Origin of the sequence: Pseudahrensia aquimaris (assembly GCF_042676045.1) — a bacterium.
GTDB classification, from domain to species: Bacteria; Pseudomonadota; Alphaproteobacteria; order Rhizobiales; family Rhizobiaceae; genus Pseudahrensia; species Pseudahrensia aquimaris.
Window position 1 is genome coordinate 164,380 of sequence record NZ_JBHTJV010000002.1, and the last position, 24,210, is coordinate 188,589.

29 protein-coding genes are annotated in these 24,210 nt (G+C 56.0%); 13 read left to right on the forward strand and 16 right to left on the reverse strand.

The features are described from left to right. The first annotated feature begins 181 nt into the window (after window positions 1–181). From mtgA to ACFQ14_RS00690, 5 genes are all read left to right on the forward strand, one after another. Entirely contained in the window at window positions 182–886 is a 705-nt protein-coding gene (mtgA, locus tag ACFQ14_RS00670; protein WP_377211324.1) for a monofunctional biosynthetic peptidoglycan transglycosylase, read from the forward strand. 187 nt (window positions 887–1,073) lie between these two features. Beyond that, complete coding sequence (gene rpmF / locus ACFQ14_RS00675) at window positions 1,074–1,259, forward strand: 50S ribosomal protein L32 (protein WP_377210769.1); 186 nt, start codon at window positions 1,074–1,076, stop codon at window positions 1,257–1,259. Between the two features lie 125 nt (window positions 1,260–1,384). After that, window positions 1,385–1,801, forward strand: a complete 417-nt coding sequence (locus ACFQ14_RS00680) for a hypothetical protein (RefSeq protein ID WP_377210770.1) — start codon at window positions 1,385–1,387, stop codon at window positions 1,799–1,801. A 68-nt stretch (window positions 1,802–1,869) separates the two neighbouring features. Further along, window positions 1,870–3,516: an AMP-binding protein gene (locus tag ACFQ14_RS00685; RefSeq protein WP_377210771.1), complete on the forward strand. Its 1,647-nt coding sequence runs from the start codon at window positions 1,870–1,872 to the stop codon at window positions 3,514–3,516. After that, on the forward strand, window positions 3,513–4,244 hold the full coding sequence (locus ACFQ14_RS00690) for a class I SAM-dependent methyltransferase (RefSeq protein ID WP_377210772.1): 732 nt from the start codon (window positions 3,513–3,515) through the stop codon (window positions 4,242–4,244). The genes ACFQ14_RS00685 and ACFQ14_RS00690 overlap by 4 nt, the downstream gene beginning before the upstream one ends. Before the next feature lie 71 nt (window positions 4,245–4,315). Here ACFQ14_RS00690 and ACFQ14_RS00695 read toward each other — a convergent pair whose 3' ends face one another. From ACFQ14_RS00695 to lptM, 3 genes are all read right to left on the reverse strand, one after another. Then, a complete protein-coding gene (locus ACFQ14_RS00695) occupies window positions 4,316–6,949 on the reverse strand; it encodes a TIGR02302 family protein (protein ID WP_377210773.1) in 2,634 nt (877 codons plus the stop codon). Between the two features lie 141 nt (window positions 6,950–7,090). Continuing rightward, window positions 7,091–8,365 carry a diaminopimelate decarboxylase gene (gene lysA, locus ACFQ14_RS00700; RefSeq protein WP_377210774.1) on the reverse strand — a complete coding sequence of 425 codons (1,275 nt, stop codon included), beginning with the start codon at window positions 8,363–8,365 and terminating at the stop codon, window positions 7,091–7,093. A gap of 34 nt (window positions 8,366–8,399) precedes the next feature. Further along, window positions 8,400–8,585 (reverse strand): LPS translocon maturation chaperone LptM, encoded by a 186-nt coding sequence (gene lptM, locus ACFQ14_RS00705; RefSeq protein WP_377210775.1) that lies wholly within the window; start codon window positions 8,583–8,585, stop codon window positions 8,400–8,402. 164 nt (window positions 8,586–8,749) lie between these two features. Here lptM and ACFQ14_RS00710 point away from each other — a divergent pair, with 164 nt between their 5' ends. From ACFQ14_RS00710 to ACFQ14_RS00720, 3 genes are read left to right on the forward strand one after another with little or no spacing between them, the layout of a single operon-like run. Beyond that, the gene (locus tag ACFQ14_RS00710) at window positions 8,750–9,895 is read left to right on the forward strand and encodes an Acg family FMN-binding oxidoreductase (protein WP_377210776.1); all 1,146 of its coding nucleotides are present in this window, start codon (window positions 8,750–8,752) and stop codon (window positions 9,893–9,895) included. Window position 9,896: 1 nt separating this feature from the next. Beyond that, entirely contained in the window at window positions 9,897–10,343 is a 447-nt protein-coding gene (locus tag ACFQ14_RS00715; RefSeq protein WP_377210777.1) for a MarR family winged helix-turn-helix transcriptional regulator, read from the forward strand. 12 nt (window positions 10,344–10,355) lie between these two features. Continuing rightward, window positions 10,356–10,748: a RidA family protein gene (locus ACFQ14_RS00720; protein ID WP_377210778.1), complete on the forward strand. Its 393-nt coding sequence runs from the start codon at window positions 10,356–10,358 to the stop codon at window positions 10,746–10,748. On the opposite strand, the gene argH is transcribed toward ACFQ14_RS00720, so the two are convergent. Further along, the gene (gene argH, locus ACFQ14_RS00725; RefSeq protein ID WP_377211325.1) at window positions 10,745–12,142 is read right to left on the reverse strand and encodes an argininosuccinate lyase; all 1,398 of its coding nucleotides are present in this window, start codon (window positions 12,140–12,142) and stop codon (window positions 10,745–10,747) included. The genes ACFQ14_RS00720 and argH overlap by 4 nt on opposite strands. A gap of 27 nt (window positions 12,143–12,169) precedes the next feature. On the opposite strand from argH, the gene tlpA reads away from it, so the two are divergent. Beyond that, window positions 12,170–12,823: a thiol:disulfide interchange protein TlpA gene (tlpA, locus tag ACFQ14_RS00730; protein WP_377210779.1), complete on the forward strand. Its 654-nt coding sequence runs from the start codon at window positions 12,170–12,172 to the stop codon at window positions 12,821–12,823. A 3-nt stretch (window positions 12,824–12,826) separates the two neighbouring features. Here tlpA and soxR read toward each other — a convergent pair whose 3' ends face one another. Further along, window positions 12,827–13,282 (reverse strand): redox-sensitive transcriptional activator SoxR, encoded by a 456-nt coding sequence (gene soxR / locus ACFQ14_RS00735; protein WP_377210780.1) that lies wholly within the window; start codon window positions 13,280–13,282, stop codon window positions 12,827–12,829. Between the two features lie 79 nt (window positions 13,283–13,361). Here soxR and ACFQ14_RS00740 point away from each other — a divergent pair, with 79 nt between their 5' ends. Then, window positions 13,362–13,751 (forward strand): VOC family protein, encoded by a 390-nt coding sequence (locus tag ACFQ14_RS00740; RefSeq protein ID WP_377210781.1) that lies wholly within the window; start codon window positions 13,362–13,364, stop codon window positions 13,749–13,751. Here the strand turns inward: ACFQ14_RS00740 and ACFQ14_RS00745 are convergent. The 10 genes from ACFQ14_RS00745 to ACFQ14_RS00790 all read right to left on the reverse strand — a co-directional run bounded on the left by ACFQ14_RS00745 (window position 13,738) and on the right by ACFQ14_RS00790 (window position 20,887). Beyond that, window positions 13,738–14,235 (reverse strand): peptide-methionine (S)-S-oxide reductase, encoded by a 498-nt coding sequence (locus ACFQ14_RS00745; RefSeq protein ID WP_377210782.1) that lies wholly within the window; start codon window positions 14,233–14,235, stop codon window positions 13,738–13,740. The two genes, ACFQ14_RS00740 and ACFQ14_RS00745, sit on opposite strands and share 14 nt — an antisense overlap. A 2-nt stretch (window positions 14,236–14,237) precedes the next feature. After that, a complete protein-coding gene (locus ACFQ14_RS00750) occupies window positions 14,238–15,113 on the reverse strand; it encodes a 3-hydroxybutyryl-CoA dehydrogenase (RefSeq protein WP_377210783.1) in 876 nt (291 codons plus the stop codon). 20 nt (window positions 15,114–15,133) lie between these two features. Further along, entirely contained in the window at window positions 15,134–15,610 is a 477-nt protein-coding gene (locus tag ACFQ14_RS00755) for a GNAT family N-acetyltransferase (protein WP_377210784.1), read from the reverse strand. A gap of 2 nt (window positions 15,611–15,612) precedes the next feature. Beyond that, window positions 15,613–16,542 (reverse strand): electron transfer flavoprotein subunit alpha/FixB family protein, encoded by a 930-nt coding sequence (locus tag ACFQ14_RS00760; protein WP_377210785.1) that lies wholly within the window; start codon window positions 16,540–16,542, stop codon window positions 15,613–15,615. An 11-nt stretch (window positions 16,543–16,553) separates the two neighbouring features. Further along, window positions 16,554–17,303, reverse strand: a complete 750-nt coding sequence (locus tag ACFQ14_RS00765; RefSeq protein ID WP_377210786.1) for an electron transfer flavoprotein subunit beta/FixA family protein — start codon at window positions 17,301–17,303, stop codon at window positions 16,554–16,556. 188 nt (window positions 17,304–17,491) lie between these two features. Beyond that, complete coding sequence (locus ACFQ14_RS00770) at window positions 17,492–18,268, reverse strand: rhomboid family intramembrane serine protease (RefSeq protein WP_377210787.1); 777 nt, start codon at window positions 18,266–18,268, stop codon at window positions 17,492–17,494. A gap of 32 nt (window positions 18,269–18,300) precedes the next feature. After that, on the reverse strand, window positions 18,301–18,876 hold the full coding sequence (locus ACFQ14_RS00775) for a cob(I)yrinic acid a,c-diamide adenosyltransferase (RefSeq protein ID WP_377210788.1): 576 nt from the start codon (window positions 18,874–18,876) through the stop codon (window positions 18,301–18,303). Window positions 18,877–18,986: 110 nt separating this feature from the next. After that, on the reverse strand, window positions 18,987–19,577 hold the full coding sequence (locus tag ACFQ14_RS00780; protein WP_377210789.1) for an acyloxyacyl hydrolase: 591 nt from the start codon (window positions 19,575–19,577) through the stop codon (window positions 18,987–18,989). Between the two features lie 151 nt (window positions 19,578–19,728). Then, a complete protein-coding gene (locus ACFQ14_RS00785; RefSeq protein WP_377210790.1) occupies window positions 19,729–19,917 on the reverse strand; it encodes a twin transmembrane helix small protein in 189 nt (62 codons plus the stop codon). Between the two features lie 79 nt (window positions 19,918–19,996). Next, window positions 19,997–20,887, reverse strand: a complete 891-nt coding sequence (locus ACFQ14_RS00790) for a DMT family transporter (RefSeq protein WP_377210791.1) — start codon at window positions 20,885–20,887, stop codon at window positions 19,997–19,999. On the opposite strand from ACFQ14_RS00790, the gene ACFQ14_RS00795 reads away from it, so the two are divergent. After that, complete coding sequence (locus ACFQ14_RS00795) at window positions 20,886–21,941, forward strand: AEC family transporter (RefSeq protein WP_377210792.1); 1,056 nt, start codon at window positions 20,886–20,888, stop codon at window positions 21,939–21,941. The genes ACFQ14_RS00790 and ACFQ14_RS00795 overlap by 2 nt on opposite strands. Here the strand turns inward: ACFQ14_RS00795 and gluQRS are convergent. Further along, the gene (gene gluQRS / locus ACFQ14_RS00800; protein ID WP_377210793.1) at window positions 21,932–22,813 is read right to left on the reverse strand and encodes a tRNA glutamyl-Q(34) synthetase GluQRS; all 882 of its coding nucleotides are present in this window, start codon (window positions 22,811–22,813) and stop codon (window positions 21,932–21,934) included. The two genes, ACFQ14_RS00795 and gluQRS, sit on opposite strands and share 10 nt — an antisense overlap. Before the next feature lie 18 nt (window positions 22,814–22,831). Here gluQRS and ACFQ14_RS00805 point away from each other — a divergent pair, with 18 nt between their 5' ends. Beyond that, window positions 22,832–23,506 (forward strand): DNA-3-methyladenine glycosylase family protein, encoded by a 675-nt coding sequence (locus ACFQ14_RS00805; protein ID WP_377210794.1) that lies wholly within the window; start codon window positions 22,832–22,834, stop codon window positions 23,504–23,506. A 129-nt stretch (window positions 23,507–23,635) separates the two neighbouring features. After that, window positions 23,636–24,193 (forward strand): HNH endonuclease, encoded by a 558-nt coding sequence (locus tag ACFQ14_RS00810; RefSeq protein WP_377210795.1) that lies wholly within the window; start codon window positions 23,636–23,638, stop codon window positions 24,191–24,193. Window positions 24,194–24,210 lie beyond the last annotated feature (17 nt).

Genomic DNA, 24,210 nt, shown 5'->3' on the forward strand with positions numbered 1-24,210 from the left:
GCTGGCTATGACACTTGTCAAATAGATAAGGAATGATGGCGGCGTGGCGAAAGCTCCTGCGAAAAAGAGCCAAGCAAAGCGAAGCGCCAAGGGCGCGAAATCGCCCAAGCCGAAGGCTAAAGCCAAAAAGGCGCCGCCGCCCGTATCGGTTTTGCCCGGTGACAACAAGCGTGCGGTCAAATTGTTGCGCCGCCCGTCTGGCGTTCGTGGGTGGCTATGGTGGGCGATCAAGCGGTTGGCGATTGTTGCGGCCATTCTCATCGCCATTCCTGTGTTTCTGACGCTCATCTACAAGCCCACTGGAGTGCGGCCGGTGTCCACTCTCATGTTGGCGGAGCGGGTGTCAGGTGAGCCCGTGCGGCGCGACTGGGTTGCATTCGAAGACATTTCACCCGTCCTTTGGCAATCGGTGATGATGTCGGAGGATGGCCAGTTTTGCGCCCACGATGGGGTGGATTGGGCGCAGGTTAATCTGGTTCTTGATGATGTGCTGGAGGGCGAAAAGGTGCGTGGGGCCAGCACGATTTCCATGCAGACGGTGAAAAACCTCTATTTGTGGTCCAGCCGTTCCTACATTCGCAAAGTGCTGGAAGTGCCGTTGGCGATGATGGTTGATTTCGTTTGGGGCAAGAAACGGGTGATGGAAGTCTACCTCAACATTGCGGAGTGGGGGCCGGGGATCTACGGCATCGAAGCGGCGGCGCAACATCATTTCAGCCGCAGCGCCAAACGGCTTTCGCGTCGTCAGGCAGCTCTGCTGGCCGTCACATTGCCCAATCCAAAACTGCGCAATCCGCGAAAGCCAAGCAGGGGCATGAACCGGCTTGCGAGGCTGGTGGAACGTCGCGCACGGGCTTCTGGCGCTTATATTGGCTGCTTGCGGTGACGGGTGCGGCACACTGCTCATCAAACGAGTCAAAAAGCCTTGCGTTCTTTCGCATTTGGGGTATATCACCAGCGAAATCCTTACAGGATCGATGGCTTGCCTGCCGGTTTGATGAAAATCGGCGTTGCGCTTCTTGCGTGATGGTTGAAGGCGGCACGAACCAAGACGCATTTGACGGAGCAAGACAATGGCTGTCCCCAAAAGTAAAATCACACGCATGAAGCGCGGCCACCGCCGTTCGACCGATGCGCTGAAAAACCCGACCTATGTCGAAGACAAAAATTCTGGCGAACTGCGCCGTCCGCATCACATCGACCTGAAAACAGGCATGTATCGTGGACGCCAGATTCTGGAGCCGAAAGATTCCGTGTAAACGCGAGCTGTACGATATACATTTCGAAAGGGCCGGTTCTCACGAACCGGCCCTTTTCGTTTGATATGCCGCGATTGCTTTGCCATGGTTCGGGCCGAACCAGCCCCAGATCAAGCGAACGTATCATGATTTCCACCTTCCCCCTGATGGCCATTCCGCTGATCGTCTACAATGTGCTGGTGTTCGGGGTCGGTGTGGAAGGCATTCCCGGATGGCGCGCCGAGGTCTTTTCCATTCAAATGGTGTCGGGCGTGATCTGGTCGATGACGATGAGCGATTTGATGATCGTTATCGGCTTGTTCTTTTTGTTTCTTGAAATCCTAAAGGCCACCCGAATCGGGCGGCTGTCGATCATTGACCATCTGCTGTCCACGGTCGTCTTGATCCTTTACATCGTTCTCTTCCTGCTGGTGCCGAGTGCAGCTAGTTCCACGTTCTTCATTTTGACCCTGATGGCTTTGGTGGATGTGATGGCCGGGTTCTCTGTCTCCATCCGTTCGGCCACGCGCGACGTTAGCCTTGGAGATGGCAGCGGATTGTAAAACCTCTTGGAGTGCGGCTGGGGACTGGCTATTGAAAGGCTCCTGATCGAATTTCTGGAGTGCCGATAATGGATCGCTCGCCCTATGATACCCATCTTGATCGCAATCTGGCGAACTTCACGCCGCTGTCGCCACTTTCTTTCTTCACGCGGGCCAAAACAGTCTATCCGCACCGGCCAGCTTATGCTTACGGCAGCATCCGGCGCACATGGGGCGAAGTGTATGAGCGGGCAAGCCGATTGGCTTCCGCGCTAGCGGCGCAGGGCATCGGCAAGAACGACACTGTGGCGATTATCGCACCGAATATTCCCGCAATCTTTGATGCGCATTTCGGTGTGCCGATGCTGGGGGCTGTTCTAAACCCCATAAACATCCGCCTCGATGCGGCGACCATTAAATACATCCTGAATCACGGCAACGCCAAAGTTCTGATAACGGACACCCGCTTCGCGCCGGAGGTGAAGAAAGCGCTGGCCGATCTGGGGCGGGACGATCTGCTGGTGATCGACATTGATGACACCGAGACGGACGAAGCGTCGGGCGAACGGCTTGGGGAGATGGAGTTCGAAGAATTCCTTAGTGCCGGTTCGGCGGATTTCGACTGGAGCCTGCCGGGCGATGAGTGGGACGCGATTTCGCTGAACTATACGTCCGGCACGACGAGCGACCCCAAGGGTGTGGTGGTGCATCATCGCGGCGCGTATCTGATCGCTATGGGCACGATTGCGTCATGGCCGTTTTCCGCGCCAGACCCGAACGGGTTTCCCGTTCACATGTACGTGGTGCCACTGTTTCATTGCAACGGCTGGGGCCACGCCTGGGCTTTGGCGGCCAATGGCGGTATGAGCGTGCTGGTTCGCAACATCACGGCCAAAAATTTGTTTGCGGCGATTGAGGAGCACAAGGTTACGCATTTTGGCGGTGCGCCGATTGTTCTGTCCATGTTGATCAACGCGAGCGCGGAAGAGCGGCGGCCTTTTGATTGGCCGATCAATGTCTACACCGCCGCCGCGCCACCGCCACCATCCGTTCTGCATGCCATTGAAGCGATGGGCTTTCGATTGACGCATGTTTACGGCCTGACGGAGACTTACGGCCATGTGGTTGAATGTGCTTGGCAGGAAGATTGGAACGATCTTGATGCAGACGCGGTTGCGGCGAAGAAGTCGCGTCAGGGCGTAGGCTTTTCGGTGACAGAAGACATTCAAGTAATGGACCCGGAAACGATGGAACCGGTGCCTGCCGATGGCGAGACAATCGGCGAAATCATGATCCGTGGCAACGTGGTGATGAAGGGCTATCTCAATGCGCCAGAAGCGACGGATGCCGCTTTTGCTGGTGGCTATTTTCATTCTGGCGATCTCGCGGTGCGCCATGCGGATGGCTATGTGCAAATCAAGGACCGCTCGAAAGACATTATTATTTCCGGTGGTGAAAACATCTCGTCGGTGGAGATTGAAGGTGTTCTCTACAAGCACCCTGATGTGCTGGCCGCAGCTGTTGTGGCTAAGCCAGACGAGAAATGGGGCGAGACGCCTTGTGCATTTTTGGAAGTGCGGCCTGGCTCTTCGATAAGCGAGGACGACGTTTTGGCTTTCTGTCGGAATCATCTGGCTGGCTTTAAAATGCCGAAGACGGTGGTGTTTCAAGAGCTGCCGAAAACCTCGACCGGAAAGATCCAGAAATTTGTTCTGCGCGAACAGTTCAAGGCGTGAAGACGCTCTACGATACGATCGGGCTGAACTATGCAGAATTGCGCAAGCCGGATGGTCGTATTGCTGCGCTGATTGAACGGGCGCTGGGTGATGTCCGCACCGTGCTGAATGTAGGAGCGGGAGCCGGGTCGTATGAGCCTGCCGGGCGGCAAATCACCGCCGTGGAGCCCTCTGCCGAAATGATTGCGCAACGTGGGACGTCTGATGCGGTGTTAGTGCAAGCGAGCGCTGAGCATCTTCCGTTCGATGATAAGACGTTTGATGGTGCGATGGCTGTGTTGACGATCCACCACTGGGTGGACCAACGCCGTGGTGTAGAAGAAATGCGGCGGGTGACGCGGGGCCCGATTGTCTTTTTGACTTACGATCCTGCGTTTCGTGATTTTTGGCTGTACGATTATTTCCCCTCGCTGGTGACGCTGGACGAGGACCAGATGCCGCCGTTACAGCGGTATGGTGAATGGCTTGGTGAAGTTGAGATTTCACCTGTGCCAATACCCCATGATTGCAGTGATGGCTTTCTCGCAGGCTATTGGCGTCGCCCATCGGCTTATCTCGACAAGCGCGTGCGGCGATCAATGTCTTCTTTTTGGAAGATCGGTGATGTGAGCGAGGGGCTTGCTCGGTTGGAGGCAGATTTGAAGAGCGGTGCTTGGGGTGAGCGCTATGCAGCGCTGCTCGAATGCAAAGAAAAAGACTGCGGCTACCGCTTGGTGGTTGCAGATTAGTCAGACATCCAGTCGTTAGCGTTCACTTTTGCCTGTCGTCGGGGCTTGGTACAGGTGGGATAAGCTGTTGTCTAACGTGTCGGCAGAAGGCGATCCAGGTAATCCAGTTCCAGCTTTGGCCGTGCGGTTTCGCCGAGACGACGACGAATGGCTTCCAGGATTTCGCGGGCGCGCTGGGCGTCAATTTCGCCTGGCACTTTCGTGTCGTCACCCAGTTGAGGGCCGCGGGAGCGGCTTTGTCGGCCTAGTGGGTCTGCGTCCGAACGGGTTTGTTCACCGTGCATACCACGCTCGCCGCTGCGGCCTTGTTCACCAGCTTGGTTTTGCATGTTCTGCATCATTTGCTGCGCGCCGTTGCGCATTGCTTGAAGGGCGCGGCCTTGGTTGCCCGTTGCTTCACCCGTTTGCCCTTCGCCAAGATTGCCCTCGGCTTCGCCCATGGCTTCACCGGCTTCGCCCATGCTTTCTCCGGGGTCCATGCCCATATCGCGCATCGCTTGCTGCATCTGCTCAAGGCGTTGTTGCAGTTCACCTTGCTGTTCCTGCAACTGGCGCATGGCTTCAGCGAATTCCTCCGCTGTCATTGGTTGCTGGCCCTGCTGGCCTTGTTGCTGCTCGCCTTGCTGGCCCTGTTGACCTTGTTGCTGCTGCTGGCCCTGTTGCTGTTGCTGGCCTTGTTGACCCTGCTGCTGCTGCTGACGGCGTCGCATGTCGAATGTCTGATCCATCAGATTTTGCTGCTGGCGCATTATGTCTGACAGTTCGTTCATTTGCTGGGAAAACGGGTCTTGCTGCTGTTGCTGGCCGGGTTGGGCCATCTGCAGATTGTTCATCATCTGCTGAAGCTGGCGAAGCAATTCTCGTGCGGCGTCTTGGGAACCGGATTTCGCCAAGTCTTCGATCTGTTGCATCATCCGGTCAAGATCTTGCTGGCGCAGCGTCTGCATGTTTTCGTTTTGCTGGAAAGCCTGATTGTTCTGCGGGTTTTTGCGGGCCTGTTCGGCCAGTTCCTGCATGAATTCGTTCATCGCTTGGCGCAACTCGTCCATGAGGCGTGAAATCTCCTCGTCTGATGCGCCGCGTTCCAGCGCTTCCGACAGCCGCTCTTGCGCGTCGCGCAAATTTCGCTGTGCTTGGCTGAGAGTGCCGTCTTCAATGGCAATCGCGATTTCCCACAAAAGGTCCAAGCCTTCGCGCAAGCCATCATCATTCTCGGCCCGTTTGATGTGGCGGTAGGCAACACGCAGGGCCGTGTAGTGAGACAAGTTCGGGATAAAAATATCCGGGTGTGTTGTTGTAATAGCGTTCAGCATGTCGGCCACATCGCGTTGGGCGTTGGCGTCGAGCGCCAAGCGACGGCGTTCGTAGACGATCGCTTTGGCGAGTGGCTTGACGAAAATGCGGCCAGGCAATTCGAGATCGCGCGAGGCGCTCTTGGCGGTTTGCTCGGCGTCGTCGGTTGCCTCAAGCGTGATGCGGACCTGCGATCCGGCCCACGGATGGGCGGAGAAGTCCTTGCTTGTCTTTCCCGTCACGGCGCCTTTGCGGCGGCCCGGCACGGTGAGCACAACTTCTGGCGCTTCGATCAACGGGCGTGCATCGAGGTTGCGCTCAACCAGGCTCTCAACCTCGGCTGAAGCGGAGGCGATGCCGTAATCATCTTGCATTTCATAGGTGAATTCCAACGCGCCACGATCAGAGGGAACGGGGTCGCTTGCGAATGTGATTGTTGGGCTTTCGTCAGGAATAATCGAGAATTCCCATCGTGCTTGTTCGGAGGAACCGTCGCGGAGAATAAGTGTTCCAGGTTCCACTAATTTTTGGCTGAAGTTCACTGCGCCGTTGGACGTGGCGACAGGTTTGGCGTCTGTGTTTTCAACGGTCTCGATCCCTTCGTTGGTTTCGGGAACGACCGGCGCGATTTCAACTTCACCTTCAGCGGTCAGCAAAGTCAGGCGGGGGTTATCCAATTGCAGCGCACGTAAAACGAGTTGCGAACCCTCAGGCACTCTGGGCGACGTTGCCAGCGGTGCTTGATTGGCATTGTTGGAGCGGCTGAGAAAAACCGGGGGACGATTGGTGTAGGCAGGGGGTCTGATCCAGGCGTCGATGCGGGCGGTGTTAGTGGCGACTGCCTCATGGCTTTTGAAAGCAGCGGTGATGTTGCCGCCCAAATCTGCGCGGCCTGCAAAGAAAGCTACGAACAAGCCCAGCACGAAGATCGAGCGCAGGGCGAGAGGGTCTCGGCGTGCCACATCGGGAGCGGGCAAGCCGGAGCGGGCTTTGTCCAAGCCAGCTGCCATGCGCTTGCGGTGTTCTTCCCACAGAGCCTTCGCGAATGGATCGTTGGTGTTGCCCATGTCGGCACGTGCATCGGATTGCGCAGTTACGGGGCGGTGTTGGAAACGGGAGATCTGCTCGATACGGTTCGTCACCGTTTGTTCGTTGGGCCAGCGGAAATGACGCAGGCGAGGCAGGGTTAGAATGAGACCCGCAACGAGAACGGTTAGCACTGAAAGACGCAGCCAGTCGGGCATCATCGGCCACAGACCGAACCAAGAGATGATGAGGAAGGTCGACACAATACCGAGGGAGGGCAGAATCAGTGGCCAAAATCGTTCCCACGCGAGCGCAAAAGCTGCACGTGAGCGGGCGCTCTTCAGTTTTTTCTCGGTGGTCCGAACGGTTTCGGTATCATCACGCAAGACGCAACCCTCCTAGCTCTTTCGGAAGGGCGGGGCACGCCGCTTCAACTCCTTAGCATATCATCAAAAAAGGCGTTGGCGAGGCGTTGGCGAGAATGTGATCGCCGACAGGAAACTATGCCGCAGAAGGGGTCTTTGAGATTAATCAGCCAGCCATTCGGGTATGGAATCGAGGCCGATCAGCTCTTCGTATGACGTACGGGGGCGGATGACGTGGAATTCGTCGCCGTTGACCAGTACTTCGGGCACCAGAAGACGCGTGTTGTAAGTTCCTGCCTGCACCGCGCCGTATGCACCTGCGGAGCCAAAAGCTAACAAATCGCCCGCCTGAGGCATGGGGATTTCGCGTGCCTTGGCCAGATAATCACCAGATTCGCAAACCGGCCCTACGATATCAGCAGTTATGCGAGGCGCGTTGGAGCCTTTTGTTGCTGATACCATGCGTACTTCGTGATGCGCGTCGTAGAGCGTCGGGCGGATCAGGTCGTTCATCGCGCCATCGATGATAACGAAAAAGCGATCCTGGCCTTCTTTCACATAAATTACTTCCGTGACGAAAATTCCGGCATTACCCGCAATCAGGCGCCCCGGTTCGAACATCACCATCGCGTCAAGATCGCGAACGTGTTTTTTCACAACGGCTGCATAGTCGTCCGGGTTTGGTGGTGGATTGTTGTCTTCGTGATAGGGAATGCCCAAGCCGCCGCCCACATCCACATGGTCGATTGTGTGGCCTTCGCTGCGCAGGGCGGCAACGAGATCTGTGAGGCGAGAAAAGGCGTCGTCAAAGGGTGCCAATTCGATGATCTGCGAACCGATATGCATGTCGATTCCGGTTACCTTAACACCCCCGAGTTCAGCAGCTCGGGCGTAGACGCGGGTGGCGTCTTTCCACGGAATGCCGAATTTGTCTTCCTTTTTGCCGGTCGAGATTTTTGCGTGGGTTTTTGCATCAACGTCTGGATTGATGCGAAATGAAACGTGGGCAGTCTTGCCCATTGCCATAGCGCGGGCGGACAGCATTTCCAGTTCAGGCTCAGATTCCACGTTGAAGCACAGAATGTCCGCTTCTAGTGCGTAGTCGATTTCACGGGCGGTTTTGCCAACGCCGGAGAAGACGATCTTTTTCGGCGGAATTCCGGCAGCAATGGCACGGCGCAATTCGCCCTCTGAAACCACGTCAGCGCCTGAGCCGAGGCGGGCTAGAGTTTTCAGAACGGCTTGATTTGAATTTGCTTTCATCGCGTAACACACAAGCGAGGGCACATCGTCAAAGGCTTTGGCAAAAACCTGATAGTGGCGCTCTAGCGTGGCCGTGGAATAGCAGTAGAAGGGCGTGCCAACGGCTGCTGCTATGTCAGGCAAGCTCACGTTTTCGGCATGCAAAATGCCGTCGCGGTAGTCGAAATGATTCATCGGATTTTCTTGAGGTTGAGCGCGGTGGTTCGGGCTATTGCAGCAGGCCGTCGAGGATGAATGGACGGTTATTTTCTGGTTTTTCGGGTGCTGGTTGCTCGTTTTCTTTAGCCTGCTTGACGGCAGACTCATGCGGCGTCAACGGGTCACCACGGCGCCCACATGCGGTCAGCATTAGCGCTGCCACAAGAGTTGCAACAAGGGCGGTTCGGCTTGTCATGGGTTAAGCTCGGTGCCGTTCACAATCAGAATGCAGCCTATGTATCATGTTTTTGGCGATTGGCCAGAGGCTTGGTCAGAGGTTTGGCCTGCGGCAAGAGGCGATTGACAATAGTTCTACATCAAACTAATATAGTTTGATATAGAACTATAAGGATGATTGTCATGAACAGACGTAAATTTCTCGCTTTGGTTGGTGGTGGCACGATCTTGGCTGCGGGGGGCACAGTTGGCGCCGTCGCTCTTCGGGTCCCAACCAAAGCCTTGGAACCATGGGCGCAAGCCGGCTCGCTGTACTCCGAGCCACGCAAACGGGCGCTGTCCTTCGCTATTCTCGCGCCAAACCCGCACAACCGTCAGCCGTGGCTGGTTGATCTATCGCAAGCCGATACTGTGGTTTTAACGGTCGATAAGAACAAGATGTTGCCGCATACAGACCCGCTGAACCGTCAGATCACGATTGGTCTTGGTTGTTTTCTGGAAGTCATGACGATGGCGGCGGCGGAGCAGGGCTTCCGTGTTGATCTGGATTTGTTTCCTGAAGGTGAAAGTGCCGAGGTTTTGGACGGTCGGCCTGTCGCTGTAGCAAGGTTTACTAAAGACGATACAGTCGCGCGCGACCCCCTCTTTGCTCATGTCTTAGACCGTCGGTCTCTGAAGGAGCCATACGATATGACTCGTCCTGTGCCCAACGAAGCTGCGCAGCGCATTGTTGCTGCCGCAAAGTGGGGGACAAGCTCGATAGCGAGTGTTGAGCCGGAGAGCATCAAGCGGATACGGCGCATCACCCATGATGCGCTCGTGATTGAAACCGAAACACCGCGCGCCTTTAAGGAAAGCGTTGATCTGTTTCGCATAGGCAAGGCAGAGGTAGAGGCCAACCCGGATGGCATCGATTTTTCCGGCCCAATGTTTGAAGTGCTTCACTCCGCTGGATTGATGACACGCGAGGCCGCTCTCGATGCGTCGTCGCAGGCATTCCAGGCCGGGTTCGAGGCGGTGCTGGCCAACGCTGACACCGCTATGGGGCATGTGTGGTCGGTTACGCGGGGCAATACGCGGCTTGACCAGATCGCGGCGGGTCGAGACTGGGTGAGGCTCAATCTGACAGCGACGGCTGAGGGCGTTGCGACACAGCCGTTAAGCCAAGCGCTTCAAGAGTATCCCGAAATGGCTGATCTCTACGCTCAAACACACAAACTGTTGGCACCGCAGGGTGGCACCGTTCAAATGTTGGCGCGATTGGGCTACGCTGCGTCCGTTCCCCCAAGCCCCCGTTGGCCGTTGGAGGCGAAAATCACAGGGGTCTAGTTTGGACGAAACCGGAAAACAGGTTTTTCAATTCTTCAACGAAGTGGGAATCATCCAGCAATTGAGCGCAGCGTTGTTCAACAAGCGCCTTCCTGATGGGCTGCATGTTTCCCATTTTTCTGTGCTCAATCATTTGGTTCGTCTGGGCGATGGCAAGACGCCGCTGGCTTTGGCAAGCGCGTTTCAGGTATCCAAAGGGACAATGACCAACACACTTTCCAAGCTTTCGCAGCGCGGTTTGGTTCGCTTAGCGCCGCATGAAACGGACGGGCGAAGCAAAGTCGTTTTTATCACTGACGAAGGTCGCGCTTTCCAGCAAGAGGCGATTGGATTGCTTGCCCCCTCTATTGTTGCATTGGGCGAGAAAATTGACTGGGAACGGGTGGTGGACTTGTTGCCCGAACTGCAACGCATCCGCATGGTGCTGGATGAAAACCGCGACATTTAAGGGAAACTCCGCATGATCAGAACCTTCAATCCCGACGGCATGGCAGCACCAGCCTCCAACTATTCCCAAGGTGCTTCGGTGCCTGCAGGTGCGCGATGGCTTCATATTTCGGGGCAGGTGGGAGCAAGCGCAGATGGCACTGTGCGCGACGGGTTTGAAGCGCAGTTGGAGCAGTGTTTCGACAATCTCATCGATGTATTGAAAGCGGACGGGATGGATGTTTCTGATCTGGTAAAGATCACTGTGTTCGCGGTGCCTCACGGGCCGGAATGTGTGGCGGCGTATCGCGAGATCAGGGACCGCTATATGGGCTCGCACAAGCCAGCAGCGACTTTTCTAGGCAGCGTGAGTTTAGCGAGTGATGGATTGCTTGTCGAAGTGGAGGCTGTCGCTGCGAAAGCCTAGCCTAGGCGCTCTTTCCAATAGACGATTTGCTTGCGCACGTTTTCTGGCGCGGTGCCGCCGAAGCTGGTGCGGCTGGCAACGCTTGCGTCAACCGTCAGCACGTTGAAAACATCATTTGTGATTGCGGCGTCGATAGACTGCATGTCTTCCAGCGAGAGTTCAGCCAGATCGCAGCCTTGCTTCTCTGCCATCGCTACGGCGCTGCCAGTGATGTGGTGGGCATCGCGGAAGGGCATTCCGGCTTCACGCACCAGCCAGTCGGCGAGGTCTGTCGCTGTGGAAAACCCTGAACCGGCAGCCGCGCGCATGGCGTCTTTGTTGATCGTCATATCGGCAATCATGCCGTTCATGGCGGCGAGTGCGAGTTCCAGCGTTTCAGCCGCGTCGAAGACAACCTCTTTGTCTTCCTGCATGTCCTTCGAATAGGTCAGCGGCAGGCCTTTCATCACCGTCAGCAGCGAGACGAGCGAGCCGTTGATGCGGGCCACCTTGGCACGGACGAGTTCGGCGGCGTCCGGGTTTTTCTTTTGCGGCATGATGGATGAGCCAGTGGAGAATTTGTCGGACAAGCGAACGAAATTGAATTGGGGTGTCGACCAGATGACGATCTCTTCTGCCAATCGGGAAAGATGTGTAGCGCAGATGGAGGCACATGCGAGGAATTCCAGCGCAAAGTCGCGGTCGGCCACGGTGTCGAGGGAATTTCGCGTCGGTTCACGAAAGCCAAGGGCGGTGCTGGTGGCGTGGCGGTCGATATCGAAGCCGGTGCCTGCCAGGGCGGCAGCGCCAAGCGGGTTTTCGTTCATCCGCTCGCGGGCATCCTTTAGGCGGGAATGGTCGCGGGCAAGCATCTCCACATAGGCGAGGCAGTGGTGTCCAAACGTGACGGGTTGAGCCGTCTGGAGGTGGGTGAAGCCGGGCATGACTGTATCGGCGTGTTCTTCAGCGCGGGTGAGAAACGTTTTGATGAGCGTCTCAATTTGCGCGGCGATTGCATCGCACTGATCGCGCACCCACAGTCGGAAATCAAGCGCGACCTGATCGTTGCGCGACCTTGCCGTGTGGAGGCGACCGGCGGCGGGGCCAATCAACTCACGCAGGCGGCTTTCGATGTTCATGTGAATGTCTTCAAGCGCCCGAGAGAAGACAAAGGTGTCGGCTTCAATCTCGCCAAGAATGGTCACCAATCCTTGATCGATTGCGACATGATCGTCCGCTGACAAAATGCCCTGTTTGTGCAACATCGCAGCGTGTGCGCGTGAACCGGCAATATCTTGGGCATATAGCTTGCGGTCAAAGCCAATGCTGGCGTTGATTTCTTCCATGATTGCGTCGGGTCCAGCGGAAAAGCGTCCGCCCCACATCTTGTTTTCGCCACCGGCCATTGTTGCCATCCAGTTTGAAGTTTTCGCGAGGTTTTCATGAGCCAATCTGCCAAGTCCAACGGTCTGCTTTTGCCCGTCATCGTCGGTGTCGCCTGCCTCGCGCTTGCCGGTGGGCTATACGCTTTTTTCAGCGGTGATGGCAAACCGGAGGAGGAGATGGAGACAGCCGCAGCCGAGTGTGTGATTTCAGATGATTTACGCACCAAACTGACGGCTGCATCGGTGGGTGAAGTGGCAGCATTCAATGTGTCTGAGAAGCCGACAAAACTGCCCGCGATTTCTTTCAAAGATGGTGATGGGACTACGCGCGGAATCGATGATTGGTCCGGGCGGACGGTTTTGATGAACCTCTGGGCAACGTGGTGTGCGCCGTGCCGCAAGGAAATGCCGGACCTTCAGGCGCTTGACGCAGAGCTTGGCGGGGACAGTTTTGAAGTGGTGGCAGTAAGTGTTGATCAAGGAGAGCCGCAAAAGCCCAAGGATTTCTATAATGAAATCGGCTTGGACACGCTGGGGTTTTATCACGACGGCACGGTCGATACCCTTTTCACCCTCAAACAGGCGAGCCTGGCGTTTGGTTTGCCTGCAACGCTATTGATTGACGGCGAGGGGTGCGTTTTGGGTGTGTTGAACGGCCCCGCGCTGTGGGCAGGTGAGGATGCAAAACGGCTGGTTCGCGCGGCCATGTAACGACTATTTGTCGATGATTAGCCTTGGTCCAGGGCCACGCTTTGCTGCGGTATCGTCTGGGTTGTAGAGTGCGCAGGTATCGAGCGAGAGGCAGCCGCATCCGATGCATCCCTCTAGCTTGTCGCGCAGTCGAGTAAGGGCTTCGATTCGCTCGTCAAGATCGGTGCGGAAGTTTCGGGCGAGTTTGTTCCACTGTGATTTCGTTGGCGCCTTATGAAGCGGAATTGGCGCGAGCGCCTTTTTAATATGCTCAAGAGAAAATCCCATTTGCTGTGCAATCATGATGAATGACAGGCGGCGAATGTCGGCACGCGCGAAACGGCGCTGACCACCAGAATTCCGTCCGGCAACGATCAAGCCGCGCTCTTCATAGAAGCGTATTGCGGAAACCGCCAACCCTGTTCGAGCTGCAATCTGACCAATGGTGAGCTGATGATATCGCGGCAGATTCTTTTGCATCGCGGGCCTTGACCTCAAGTTAACTTGAGGGATTACGGTGATGGTTCAACGATGCAAAATCAAGTGAAGGAAATACCCAATGACCGCAGCAAGGCTGGAACACATCAACATTACGGTGAACGACTCACGGGCAACCGCTGCAGCGCTTTGCGATTTGTTCGACTGGAAAATCAGGTGGGAAGGCTCTGCAATGAATGGCATCGGTTACACTTGCCACGTCGGCACCGACGACGACTATCTTGCAGTTTATTCGCCGGGTAACGGCGTGAAGCGCCAGCAGGAACGAGACTATGAGACCGGCGCCGCCATGAACCATGTGGGGTTGATCGTAGATGATCTTGACGCAATGGAAGGACGTGTGAAGGCCGCTGGATATTCAACCCGTTTGCACGCCGATTATGAGCCGGGTCGGCGCTTTTATTTTGATGGGCCGGACGGAATTGAGTTCGAATTGGTCAGCTACGAGTGATCTCGTTTTTGAGAAGATCGGCGTAGTTTGATCTGAGCTTTGCCAGCTTTGGGTCGATATAGGCTTTGCAGAACGGTCTTTCGGGATCGGTCTTGTAGTAATTTTGGAACTTCTGCGCTGATGGCTTGAATTGAGCGAACGGCAGAATACTGGTCACGAAAGCTGCGCCAGTTTTACGCGAGTGTTCGTCCAGTTCTGATTGCGCTTGTTCCATCTGGGCATCGCTAAACACATAAACTGCACTACGGTATTTGCCGCGCATCGAATGGTTGGACGTGCTGGCGTGGGTGGCGAGGTGAACAGCGATCAAATCGGAAAGACTGATTGCATCTGGATCGAAGGTCACAATCACAGCTTCCGAGAAAGTATCGTCGGGCGCGGTGGAGGCGATGAAGCCTTGTTCGACGCTCTCCACGCCACGCAGGGGCTGGAACACCGCTTCCGTGCACCAGTGGCAGCCACCGCCTAAGCCGATCTTTTGCATGGTCAGCGGGTTGGTACAGGTTCTTCGCCGGAATAATCGTAAAAGCCCTTGCCGGTTTTGCGACCGAGCCATCCTGCTTCGACATATTTTACCAGCAGCGGGCAGGGGCGATATTTCGTGTCGGACAAGCCTTCGTGCAGCACTTGCATGATGGCGAGACAGGTATCCAGGCCGATGAAATCGGCAAGTTGCAGCGGCCCCATCGGGTGGTTTGCGCCGAGCTTCATGGCTTTGTCGATTGCGGCGACTGAGCCAACCCCTTCGTAGAGCGTGTAAATCGCTTCATTGATCATCGGGATCAAAATGCGGTTGACGATGAAGGCGGGGAAGTCTTCGGAGACGGCGGTTTCTTTGCCAAGACGGTCGCAGAATTCTTGGGCTGCATTGAAGGTGTCCGCGTCAGTGGCGATGCCGCGCACAAGCTCAACCAATTGCATCACCGGTACCGGGTTCATGAAATGAATGCCGATGAATTTTTCGGGCCTGTCGGTGATCGTCGCCAGCCGCGTGATGGAGATTGATGATGTGTTGGTGGCAAGAATGGCGTCCTTGCGCATGACGGGGCAAAGCTGTTTGAGAATTTCCTTTTTTACAGCCTCGTTCTCGGTCGCAGCCTCAATCACCAGATCAGCATCGCCGAGCGCTTCCAGTGTTTCGGCCGCAGAGATTCGCTTGAGCGCCGCCGCGCGGTCATCTTCTGTGATTTTTTCCGACGAGACTTGGCGCGCCAAGTTGCCTGCAATGGTCGCCAAACCGGATTCAATTCGGCTTTTTTCGATATCATAGAGCAACACGTCCATACCGGCCAAAGCGCAAACATGGGCAATTCCAGAGCCCATCTGACCTGCTCCGATAATGGCGATCTTGTTAAGGGTCATGGTCTTGTTTCCCGTGTGATTTACATAAGGCTTTTGGTCATAAATACGCTGAACGGATCTTCTGCGTAGTTTCCAAATGGTCCGCAGATTTCATATCCGGCTCGCTGGTAAAGTGCGCGGGCTGGCGCAAAACCATCGGGCGCTCCTGTTTCCAAACTGAGCCGGTGCATTCCTTGGTCGCGAGCAACGGCCTCCAGGTGGGCCAACATTGCTTGGGCTATGCCTTTGCTTCGTGCTGCTTGGGCCGTGTGCATCGACTTTATCTCGCCATGGGTTGCATCCAACGCCTTCAAAGCAATGCAGCCGACGGGTTCACCATCTAGTTTCGCTGTCCAAAAGGTGATGTTTGGTCGACGTAAACCGTCAATGTCCAGCGCATGTGTGCTTTCTGGCGGAGACTGCGAGCGCATCAATTCCAGATGGGCTTGAAGCAGCGCTATTACGCGATCATCGCTGAGGCCGCCGATCTCTATTTGGAAGTCGGCGGCCTCGCTCATGATTAGAGAGCCTTTTCAAACTCCGGCAGCACGTCGAAGAGGTCAGCAACGAGGCCGTAGTCTGCGACTTGGAAGATCGGGGCTTCTTCGTCTTTGTTGATGGCGACGATGATTTTGGAATCTTTCATCCCTGCCAAGTGCTGGATCGCGCCGGAAATGCCCGCTGCGATGTATAAGTCTGGAGCGACCACCTTGCCTGTTTGGCCAACTTGCCAGTCGTTGGGTGCATAGCCAGCGTCTACCGCTGCGCGAGATGCGCCAACTGCTGCGCCGAGCTTGTCGGCCACCGGCAGGATGACTGCTTCGAACTTTTCGGAAGAGCCGAGCGCACGGCCGCCTGAGATGATGATCTTGGCGGAGGTGAGCTCTGGACGTGCGCTATCGGAAAGAGCTGCGCTCTTGAAGGTCGACAGGCCAGAATCGGCAGGAGCTGATACGCTCTCGACGGAGGCAGAGCCACCGGCTTCGGCGGCTGCAAAACCGGCCGTGCGAACGGTGATGACCTTTTTGGCATCGCTCGATTTCACAGTCTGGATCGCGTTACCCGCATAGATTGGGCGCTCGAAAGTATCGGCGCCGTGAACAGCGGTTATTTCAGAAATCTGCATCACGTCGAGCAGGGCTGCGACGCGGGGCATGATGTTCTTGCCGTTCGTTGTAGCCGGCGCGATCAGCACATCGTAGCCGCCAGCGAGCGAAACGATGAGATCAGCCGTTGGCTCGGCCACGAGGTTTTCCATGTGCGGTGCATCAGCCATCAGCACTTTGGAAACACCCGCCAGCTTGGCCGCTTCGTCGGCTGCAGCTTGGCAGCCCTTGCCTGCGACCAGCACGTGCACGTCGCCACCGATTTGGCTGGCAGCGGTTAGCGCCTTATTGGTCTGATCGGAGAGGGATGAATTATCGTGTTCTGCGAGAAGTAGAATAGCCATGATTTTGTTCCTTACAGCACGCCGGCTTCGTTTTTGAGTTTGTCGACCAGTTCGGCCACATCGGAGACTATGACGCCTGCTTTGCGGGCTTCCGGCTCGGCGGTGGTGACCACGGTGAGACGCGGGGCCATATCGACGCCGTAGTCTGCAGGCGTTTTTTCATCGAGCGGCTTCTTTTTCGCCTTCATGATGTTGGGCAGCGATGCGTAGCGTGGCTCGTTGAGGCGAAGGTCGGTGGTCACGATTAGCGGCATTTTGCTTTCGATTGTCTGCAAGCCGCCATCAACTTCGCGGGTAACGGTTGCGCTGTCGCCGTTCACTTCCAACTTGGAAGCGAAGGTTGCCTGCGCCCAGCCCAGCAATGCGGAAAGCATTTGCCCGGTCTGGTTGGCATCGTCATCAATGGCCTGTTTGCCGAGAATAACAAGCTGTGGAGCCTCTTCGTCGACTATGCCTTTGAGGATTTTAGCGACAGACAATGGCTCAATGAGGTCATCGTGTTTGACCAAAATGGCGCGGTCCGCACCCATGGCCAGCGCCGTGCGAAGTGTCTCTTGGGCTTTGTCCGGGCCGATCGAGACGGCGATTACTTCTTCCGCCTTGCCAGCTTCTTTGAGACGCAACGCCTCTTCCATTGCGATTTCATCGAATGGGTTCATGGACATTTTCACGTTTTGCAGTTCCACGCCGGAACCGTCCGCTTTGACACGGATTTTCACGTTGTAATCCACCACCCGCTTGACGGGGACGAGTATTTTCATGGGTTTTGCCTCTTTGTCGGGAAACTTGCGTCAGTTGTTAGATCTTCAATGACCGCTCACCATTGGCTTAGCGTGCCTGAATTCGACATTCAACGCCGAAATCCAGTCTCATCGGCGGCATGATGCCGTCGTGCCTGTTTATAGAATTTTGACGTATACGTCAAAATTCTATGTTGGCAAATGGAATTTCAACTTCGACCCCAAGGGCGTTTTTTCGGTTTGGGCGGTATGGGTTCAACTAGGGCTTCTTGGTTCTGCGGAACGGGAAGATCCCGGTCAAACAGTTCTACATTGCGGCGCTTGAGGATCACCACGAGCACCGCGCCTGCCATTATGCCGCCAACATGGGCTGCCCATGAGACGCCTTGGCCGGAAGATGTGACGAACATAAATATTTGAAATGCGATCCAGAACCCCAGAACCCAAAGGGCTGTTAGTCGGATGGGAATTCGCATCATTACGAGCACCCAAACCCGCGCTTTGGGGTGCAACATCAGATAAGCCGCGACAATGCCCGCCGCTGCGCCTGATGCTCCGATCAGCGGGCTGGACGAATCGGGGAAGACGAGTGCGTGAAAGAATGCGCCCGCAACCGCGCAGGCGAGATAGAAAATCAGGAACTTGATGTGGCCCATCGCGTCTTCGACATTGTCGCCGAAAACCCAGATGAACAGCATGTTGCCTGCCAAATGCCACCAGTCAGCGTGAAGGAAAGAATAGGTGATTGCTGTAAGCGGGTAGAGACCGTCAGGAATGTATCGAAATTCTGTAGGCAGAGTGCGCAGATCGTTGGCAACGGACGGGATGTGACCAAAGCCTATCGCCAATCCGCCGGCAGTGCCGTCACTGGGCGCGAAGGGCAGCCCAATGAGAAATACGACGACGTTAATCGCGATTATGCTGAGCGTTACCCATTGCAGGGAGACGTGTTGCAGGGCTTTGCCATCGTAAAAGGGAATGAACATGAAGGCTGGCCCTGCGGATTGATTGCGCCAGCTTACCTGTTTTCGCCCGGCACCCAAAGCACATCAGCTTTGCCATGATCATTCACATGGCGAGCGGCCACGAAAAGAAAGTCTGACACGCGGTTCATATATCTGATTGCGGCTGTGTTGACGTGTTCGCCCGGCTTTTCAGCAAGCTCCACAATCAACCGTTCAGCGCGACGTGCGACTGTGCGCGAAACGTGCAAAGCAGCGGCTGCCGGTGTGCCGCCAGGCAGAACGAAGGAGCGCAGGGGTTCCAGATCAGCGTTGAGGGTGTCGATGTCTTTTTCAATACGGTCCACCTGTCCTTGGGTAACACGCAAAGGCTCATAGGCAGGCGGCTCTGGCCCTTCGGGCGTGGCCAGATCAGCGCCAAGGTCGAACAAATCGTTTTGAATGCGCACCAGCATAGCATCGAGTGCATCGTCTTGAAGATGGTGGCGGGCAACGCCGATGGTGGAATTGGTCTCGTCAACGGTTCCATAGGCATCGACGCGAACATCGTATTTCAGTCGGCGCTCGCCCGTGCCGAGCGCGGTTGTGCCGTCGTCGCCTGTTTTGGTGTAGATTTTATTGAGTACGACCATAATGCTTGCCTGCGGATAGAATGAGCGGTTGGCGAACAACCTTAGCCATTCAAGCACCGGCAAGCCAGCGCTCAGTGTTGCGATTTAAAGCGCAAATGGTCGCAAAACACTTAGAATTTAAAGCCGAGCTTGCCGCCGAAATTGGTCAGGCCGTAATTGTCGTCACCCGCCAGGTTTGCGTGGGATTGGTGCGATGCTTGCAAAGTGAAAGTTGTTGTTTCGGTAATGTTAACACCCAGCGCGATGGATTCGCGAAAAAGGATGTTGGAACCGAGGTTTGCTCTGTTGGAGCCGGGGTCTGTCTCTGTTTCACCGTCGTTGACGCCAAAGCCGAACGTGGCTTCCAGAAAGAAAACATCGCCCATCGGAAAGTGCCATGTGAGACCGGTATAGAGAGAACTCGTTCCATCACTGTTGAAGTTGAACAGCCCGCCGATGTGAGGGCGCGGATTCACCAGAGCCTGGGCCAGAACTGAATCGTTGCCTTCGAAGACGTTGAGAAAGTCAATGTTGACCGGCGAGAACAGCACTTCAGCCGTGACAACCCACTGGTCTTGTTCGCGATCTTGGCCGGTCCATTCCGGTTGCGCGATTGCACCGCCGAAGCGAGCTTCGTCGATCACGATCTCTGCTGACGCAACCATGCATGACAGTGAAAGGGCCGCTGTCGTCGCTGCGAGCGTTTTGATGAGTTTTGTCATTAAAGCGCTCCCCCAAGAGCATGGCTTAAGTCGGCAACAGGCGCTGCTGGTGGAATTGTTTAGCTAGAAATGGGGCTCCATCTCAAGCGCTAGGGGCGCATTGGCGGCAAATTGTTGAAAACGTGATAAATAGACCACAGCGCAAAAGGCGTTATTCTCGCGACAACCAGACGACTAAAACCATTGCAGCCACCGCTATCGCCTGGGCAATGACGCGCAAGCGCATCAATTGCTGTGATTTGTTGGAGGAACCGCCCTGCATCATGTTGAATAAGCCGCGCAGCAAGACCAGGCCCACAATGAAGCATGCGACCATCAGAAAAATGTAGGACCAGTTCATAAAGTGTCTTCCCGCTTTGTGCTGTTTGCGGCGTCTTACAGCATCTAACGCGGCTGTATGCCAGAGAGTTTCGTGGAAATTACACCTTCGCCGCAGCCGTGCCTGATTTTCGAGCCGCGAGCGCGACTGCTGTGGCGCAAAGAACCATGCCTGCCAGTTGCAGAGGCACCAGCGTCTCGCCAAAAAGGTACCACGTCATCAAAGATGCAACTGCGGGCACGAGAAAAAACAGCGATGATACCCGCGCGACCGAGCCTTCGCGTATTAGCCACATGAGCAGGAACACGGCTGAGATAGAAAGCACGGTCACCAGCCACGCGAGCGCAAATAGAGACTGGCCGTTCCATGTGATCTGAAAGCTCTCAAAAGCAAATGCGAAGGCGAGCGTAGGGATCAGCGCACCAATATATTGAAGCGCGGTACCGGTGCGCAGATCTGTGGTTGTGGCAAAGCGTTTTTGATAAATTGTGCCGGTGGCGATGGCGATCACTGCAAGCAAACAGGCTGCAATGGTTACCGGGGTTATGCCGCTGTCGTTTGCGTCAAGGCCCGGGCCTAGAACAAGCAAAACACCGGCCATGCCGATGGCGAGGCTGCCCCAGTGGCGGTGTGTGATTGGTTCTTTCAACCAAGCTCCGGCCAAAATCGCCGAAAGCAGGGGTTGAAGGCCGACAATGATAGCGCTGACGCCACCGGGCATACCGTTACGCACGGCCCAAAATACCATGCCGAGATAGACGCCATGAACCAGCGCACCAACAACCAGCGTATGGAACGCATCGCGCCCACGCGGCCATTTTGCGCCCATGGCGAGCGCGAATAGGGCCAGCAAGACAAAGGCGATGGCGTAACGCAGGGCGAGAAAAGATGCCGGTTCCGCGTAGGGCATGCCGAGGCGCGCACCGACGAAGCCTGTCGCCCAAAGGCAGACAAACACAATGGGTGCGAGCGGGACGAAAAACGAAGCCATGACCTGCTGTTTGGCACAGGCCGGGCGCAACTGCGATGGATTTTTGTTTCGCGATGATCCACTAAACGACGACCGCGATTGCGCTGGATTGCTCATGGCTGAAATTTTCGAGATCGTCTTTCCCGTCTTTGCTCTGGCGGCAATCGGCTATGTGGCCGTTCGCTCCGGCTTGCTGTCGGCGGCAGCCGGCGACGGATTGACGAGTTTTGTCGTTAATCTTGCCATTCCTGTTTTGCTTTTTCGTTCACTGGCGGTGGCCGACTATTCTGGCAATTCGCCTTGGGGGCTGTGGTTCACTTATTTGTGCGGGATCATCGTTGCTTGGGGCGGCGCGATCTTTCTCATCGCTTTCATCGTCAAGCGGGGCTACCGCGCTTCTGTTATTGCGGGCGTGGCGGCATCGTTTTCCAATCTCGTTCTTGTTGGCATCCCGCTGGCCGAACGCGCGTTCGGGCCTGAAGGGCTGGCGCTGCACTTTTTGCTGATATCGGTGCATCTGCCCTTCATGATGGCTGCATCAACCTTTCTGATGGAATTCGCGGTTCGTGCTGACGGCGCGGAAACATCGCCCATGCGCCCGCTCAGCGTAGCAAAAACCCTGTTGATGAATTTTGCGAAGAACCCGCTGATCATCGGTATTCTGTTGGGCGCCGTTTGGCACTTTGGCGGATGGGGCATTGGCGGTCAGTTCGCGCAAATCTTGGATTTGATTGGCCGGACCGCTGGGCCTCTTGCGCTCTTCGCCCTGGGAATGAGTTTTGTGAAATACGGCATTCGGGGAAACTGGAAACCGGCCATTGGCCTTTCGTTGCTGAGTGTGGTCGTGATGCCCGCCTCGGTTCTGTTTGTTGGCACCCAGGTTGTGGAGTTGAGCCCGTTGGCGCTGAAGGTTGCAGTTGTTGCCGCCGCTTGTCCGACAGGGGTGAACGGTTACCTGTTCGCCGTCTATTTCAAAGTCGCTGAAGGCTTGGCAAGTTCCGCCATTGTTATCGCAACGCTCATGTCGCTGGTGGCGCTGCCGTTTTGGCTATCGGTGGCAAGTGCCTATTCGTGAAAACCGATCATGCGTTTGATGTCGTCAGGCGATTTGCCAGCCTCTCGCATAGCTTTCAGGCTGATATCACCGCGTGATTTTGACAGCTTGTTTCCATTCTCGTCCGTGATCAGTCGATGATGATGATATGCCGGTTCCGGCAGTTCCAGCAGAGTTTGCAGCAGGCGGTGAACAGATGTGGAGTGGAACAGATCTTGCCCTCGAACAACGGTAGTCACACCTTGCAGAGCATCATCAACCACCACGGCCAGATGGTAGCTTGTTGGCGTGTCGGATCGCGCGATGACCACATCGCCCCACGCTTCAGGGCGGGCGGTGATAACACCCGTTTCGCCGTCCGGGCCAGCTCCGTTCTCCTGCCATGACAGAGGCAATAGCGGCGCAGCGCAGGCTTTGCCCATATGAAGGCGTTTGGTGTGACGTTCGCGCTCAGTCACCATTCGAGCGGTTTGTTCCAGCGGCAAATCCCGCTCCTCGCCGGGATATAGGGGCACACCGTCGGGGTCGGTCTGCCAACTGATGCCCCAAGGTTCGATTGCGCGTCGGATTTCGCTGCGGCTCATGAAGGCGGGATAGATGATACCTTTCGCTTCCAGCTTTGCGAGAGCATCTGCGTAGTCGTCGAAATGGTCGCTCTGACGGCGTGGCTCTGCGTCCCATTCGATTCCTAGCCATTCCAGATCGTGCAGCATTTGCGCTTCCAGTTCCGGGCGGCAGCGCTCGGTGTCGATGTCCTCTATGCGCAGCAGGAATGTGCCGCTGCTTTTCTGCGCCATCTGAAAATTCAGCAATGCCGAATAGGCATGGCCCAAATGGAGCAGGCCGTTGGGGCTGGGGGCAAAGCGGAAAACGGGTGGCATTCGGTCTGTCATGCGCCCATCCTATGGCCCATGAAATACGAAGCTGCCAGCCCTGATGTTTTACCAGACCGAATTGCCACGCGCGATGATCTGGAGATGTGCCTCGATGCCCTGCGTGCCAATGATCCTATGATGCGCGAAGCGCTTTTTGAAGTGGGTGAGGTTCCGCTTCGGCTGCGGGCGTCGGGCTATGAAGGCATGGCGCAAATCATCGTCGGGCAAATGGTGAGCAAAGCCAGCGCATCTGCAATCGTTGCGCGGTTGGAGGATGCGTTGGGCGAGGTGACGGGTGCCAATTTGCTGGCTGCTGGCCGTGAAGGTTTGGATGGAGTGGGTCTTTCGCGGGCGAAGTTCACCGCGCTGGAAAATCTGGCCGTTGCAGAGCGCGATGGTGAGATTGATCTGCACGATCTTTGCCATTTGCCGCCCGATGACGCGATGGGCAAGATGGTTGCGCTGAAGGGCATCGGTCCGTGGACGGCGCAAGTCTATCTAATGTTCTGCGCAGGCCACCGCGATGTTTTTGCCGACGGTGACATTGCTCTGCAACAGGCAATGGTTGATCTGGGTCTGGTGGCAGAGCGCCCCAAGGCGAAAGAGGCCGCCATGCTAGCGCAACGATGGAAGCCTGTTCGCGCTGTTGCCGCCCGCGTGTTGTGGGCGGTCTATGCCAAGCGCCGTTCCCGCGTCGATTTGCCGGTATGAGAAATGCGGGTCTTGCCGCCTTGTAAGGCTTCACAAGCGCGTTACACTCGCCATACACTCTGATTGTGACGTCTTGAACGATTCAGCCACCCGCTCACCGAGCGAGGCTGAAACAAGGGAGAAAGGACTGTGACAATAGCCGTTAATCCGGAGATGCATCCGGCTCTGGTTCTCAACGCCGACTATCGGCCTCTATCGTATTACCCGCTGTCTTTGTGGTCTTGGCAGGATGCGATCAAAGCGGTGTTTCTCGATCGGGTGAACATCGTTTCAGAATACGATGCTGCGGTGTCTTCGCCCAGTTTCCAGATGAAGCTACCGAGCGTGGTTTCGCTAAAGGAATACATCCAGCCGCAGAAAAACCCGGCCTTCACACGGTTTAACGTTTTCTTGCGCGATCACTTCACTTGCCAATATTGTGGGCACGATGGTGAACTGACGTTTGATCACCTGATCCCCCGCTCGCGCGGTGGGCGCACGACGTGGGACAACATCGTGACCGCCTGTTCGCCGTGCAATCTTCGCAAGGGCGGCAAAATGCCGAAGGATGCGGGTATGCATCCGCGGATGAAGCCGTTCCAGCCAACGGTGTACGATTTGCACAATGCGGGCCGCAAATTTCCGCCCAACCATCTGCATGAAAGCTGGATGGATTATCTCTATTGGGACGCTCCGCTGGAGCCGTAGGTTTCGCTCATGGCCAG

Bases quoted from the DNA above. Each gene is read 5' to 3' on its own strand.
- rpmF (WP_377210769.1), top strand. From the start codon at position 1,074: ATGGCTGTCCCCAAAAGTAAAATCACACGCATGAAGCGCGGCCACCGC.
- ACFQ14_RS00680 (WP_377210770.1), top strand. From the start codon at position 1,385: ATGATTTCCACCTTCCCCCTGATGGCCATTCCGCTGATCGTCTACAAT.
- ACFQ14_RS00685 (WP_377210771.1), top strand. From the start codon at position 1,870: ATGGATCGCTCGCCCTATGATACCCATCTTGATCGCAATCTGGCGAAC.
- lysA (WP_377210774.1), bottom strand. From the start codon at position 8,365: ATGAATCATTTCGACTACCGCGACGGCATTTTGCATGCCGAAAACGTG.
- lptM (WP_377210775.1), bottom strand. From the start codon at position 8,585: ATGACAAGCCGAACCGCCCTTGTTGCAACTCTTGTGGCAGCGCTAATG.
- ACFQ14_RS00710 (WP_377210776.1), top strand. From the start codon at position 8,750: ATGAACAGACGTAAATTTCTCGCTTTGGTTGGTGGTGGCACGATCTTG.
- ACFQ14_RS00720 (WP_377210778.1), top strand. From the start codon at position 10,356: ATGATCAGAACCTTCAATCCCGACGGCATGGCAGCACCAGCCTCCAAC.
- argH (WP_377211325.1), bottom strand. From the start codon at position 12,142: ATGGCAACAATGGCCGGTGGCGAAAACAAGATGTGGGGCGGACGCTTT.
- tlpA (WP_377210779.1), top strand. From the start codon at position 12,170: ATGAGCCAATCTGCCAAGTCCAACGGTCTGCTTTTGCCCGTCATCGTC.
- soxR (WP_377210780.1), bottom strand. From the start codon at position 13,282: ATGCAAAAGAATCTGCCGCGATATCATCAGCTCACCATTGGTCAGATT.
- ACFQ14_RS00740 (WP_377210781.1), top strand. From the start codon at position 13,362: ATGACCGCAGCAAGGCTGGAACACATCAACATTACGGTGAACGACTCA.
- ACFQ14_RS00745 (WP_377210782.1), bottom strand. From the start codon at position 14,235: ATGCAAAAGATCGGCTTAGGCGGTGGCTGCCACTGGTGCACGGAAGCG.
- ACFQ14_RS00750 (WP_377210783.1), bottom strand. From the start codon at position 15,113: ATGACCCTTAACAAGATCGCCATTATCGGAGCAGGTCAGATGGGCTCT.
- ACFQ14_RS00755 (WP_377210784.1), bottom strand. From the start codon at position 15,610: ATGAGCGAGGCCGCCGACTTCCAAATAGAGATCGGCGGCCTCAGCGAT.
- ACFQ14_RS00760 (WP_377210785.1), bottom strand. From the start codon at position 16,542: ATGGCTATTCTACTTCTCGCAGAACACGATAATTCATCCCTCTCCGAT.
- ACFQ14_RS00765 (WP_377210786.1), bottom strand. From the start codon at position 17,303: ATGAAAATACTCGTCCCCGTCAAGCGGGTGGTGGATTACAACGTGAAA.
- ACFQ14_RS00770 (WP_377210787.1), bottom strand. From the start codon at position 18,268: ATGTTCATTCCCTTTTACGATGGCAAAGCCCTGCAACACGTCTCCCTG.
- ACFQ14_RS00775 (WP_377210788.1), bottom strand. From the start codon at position 18,876: ATGGTCGTACTCAATAAAATCTACACCAAAACAGGCGACGACGGCACA.
- ACFQ14_RS00780 (WP_377210789.1), bottom strand. From the start codon at position 19,577: ATGACAAAACTCATCAAAACGCTCGCAGCGACGACAGCGGCCCTTTCA.
- ACFQ14_RS00785 (WP_377210790.1), bottom strand. From the start codon at position 19,917: ATGAACTGGTCCTACATTTTTCTGATGGTCGCATGCTTCATTGTGGGC.
- ACFQ14_RS00795 (WP_377210792.1), top strand. From the start codon at position 20,886: ATGACCTGCTGTTTGGCACAGGCCGGGCGCAACTGCGATGGATTTTTG.
- ACFQ14_RS00790 (WP_377210791.1), bottom strand. From the start codon at position 20,887: ATGGCTTCGTTTTTCGTCCCGCTCGCACCCATTGTGTTTGTCTGCCTT.
- gluQRS (WP_377210793.1), bottom strand. From the start codon at position 22,813: ATGACAGACCGAATGCCACCCGTTTTCCGCTTTGCCCCCAGCCCCAAC.
- ACFQ14_RS00805 (WP_377210794.1), top strand. From the start codon at position 22,832: ATGAAATACGAAGCTGCCAGCCCTGATGTTTTACCAGACCGAATTGCC.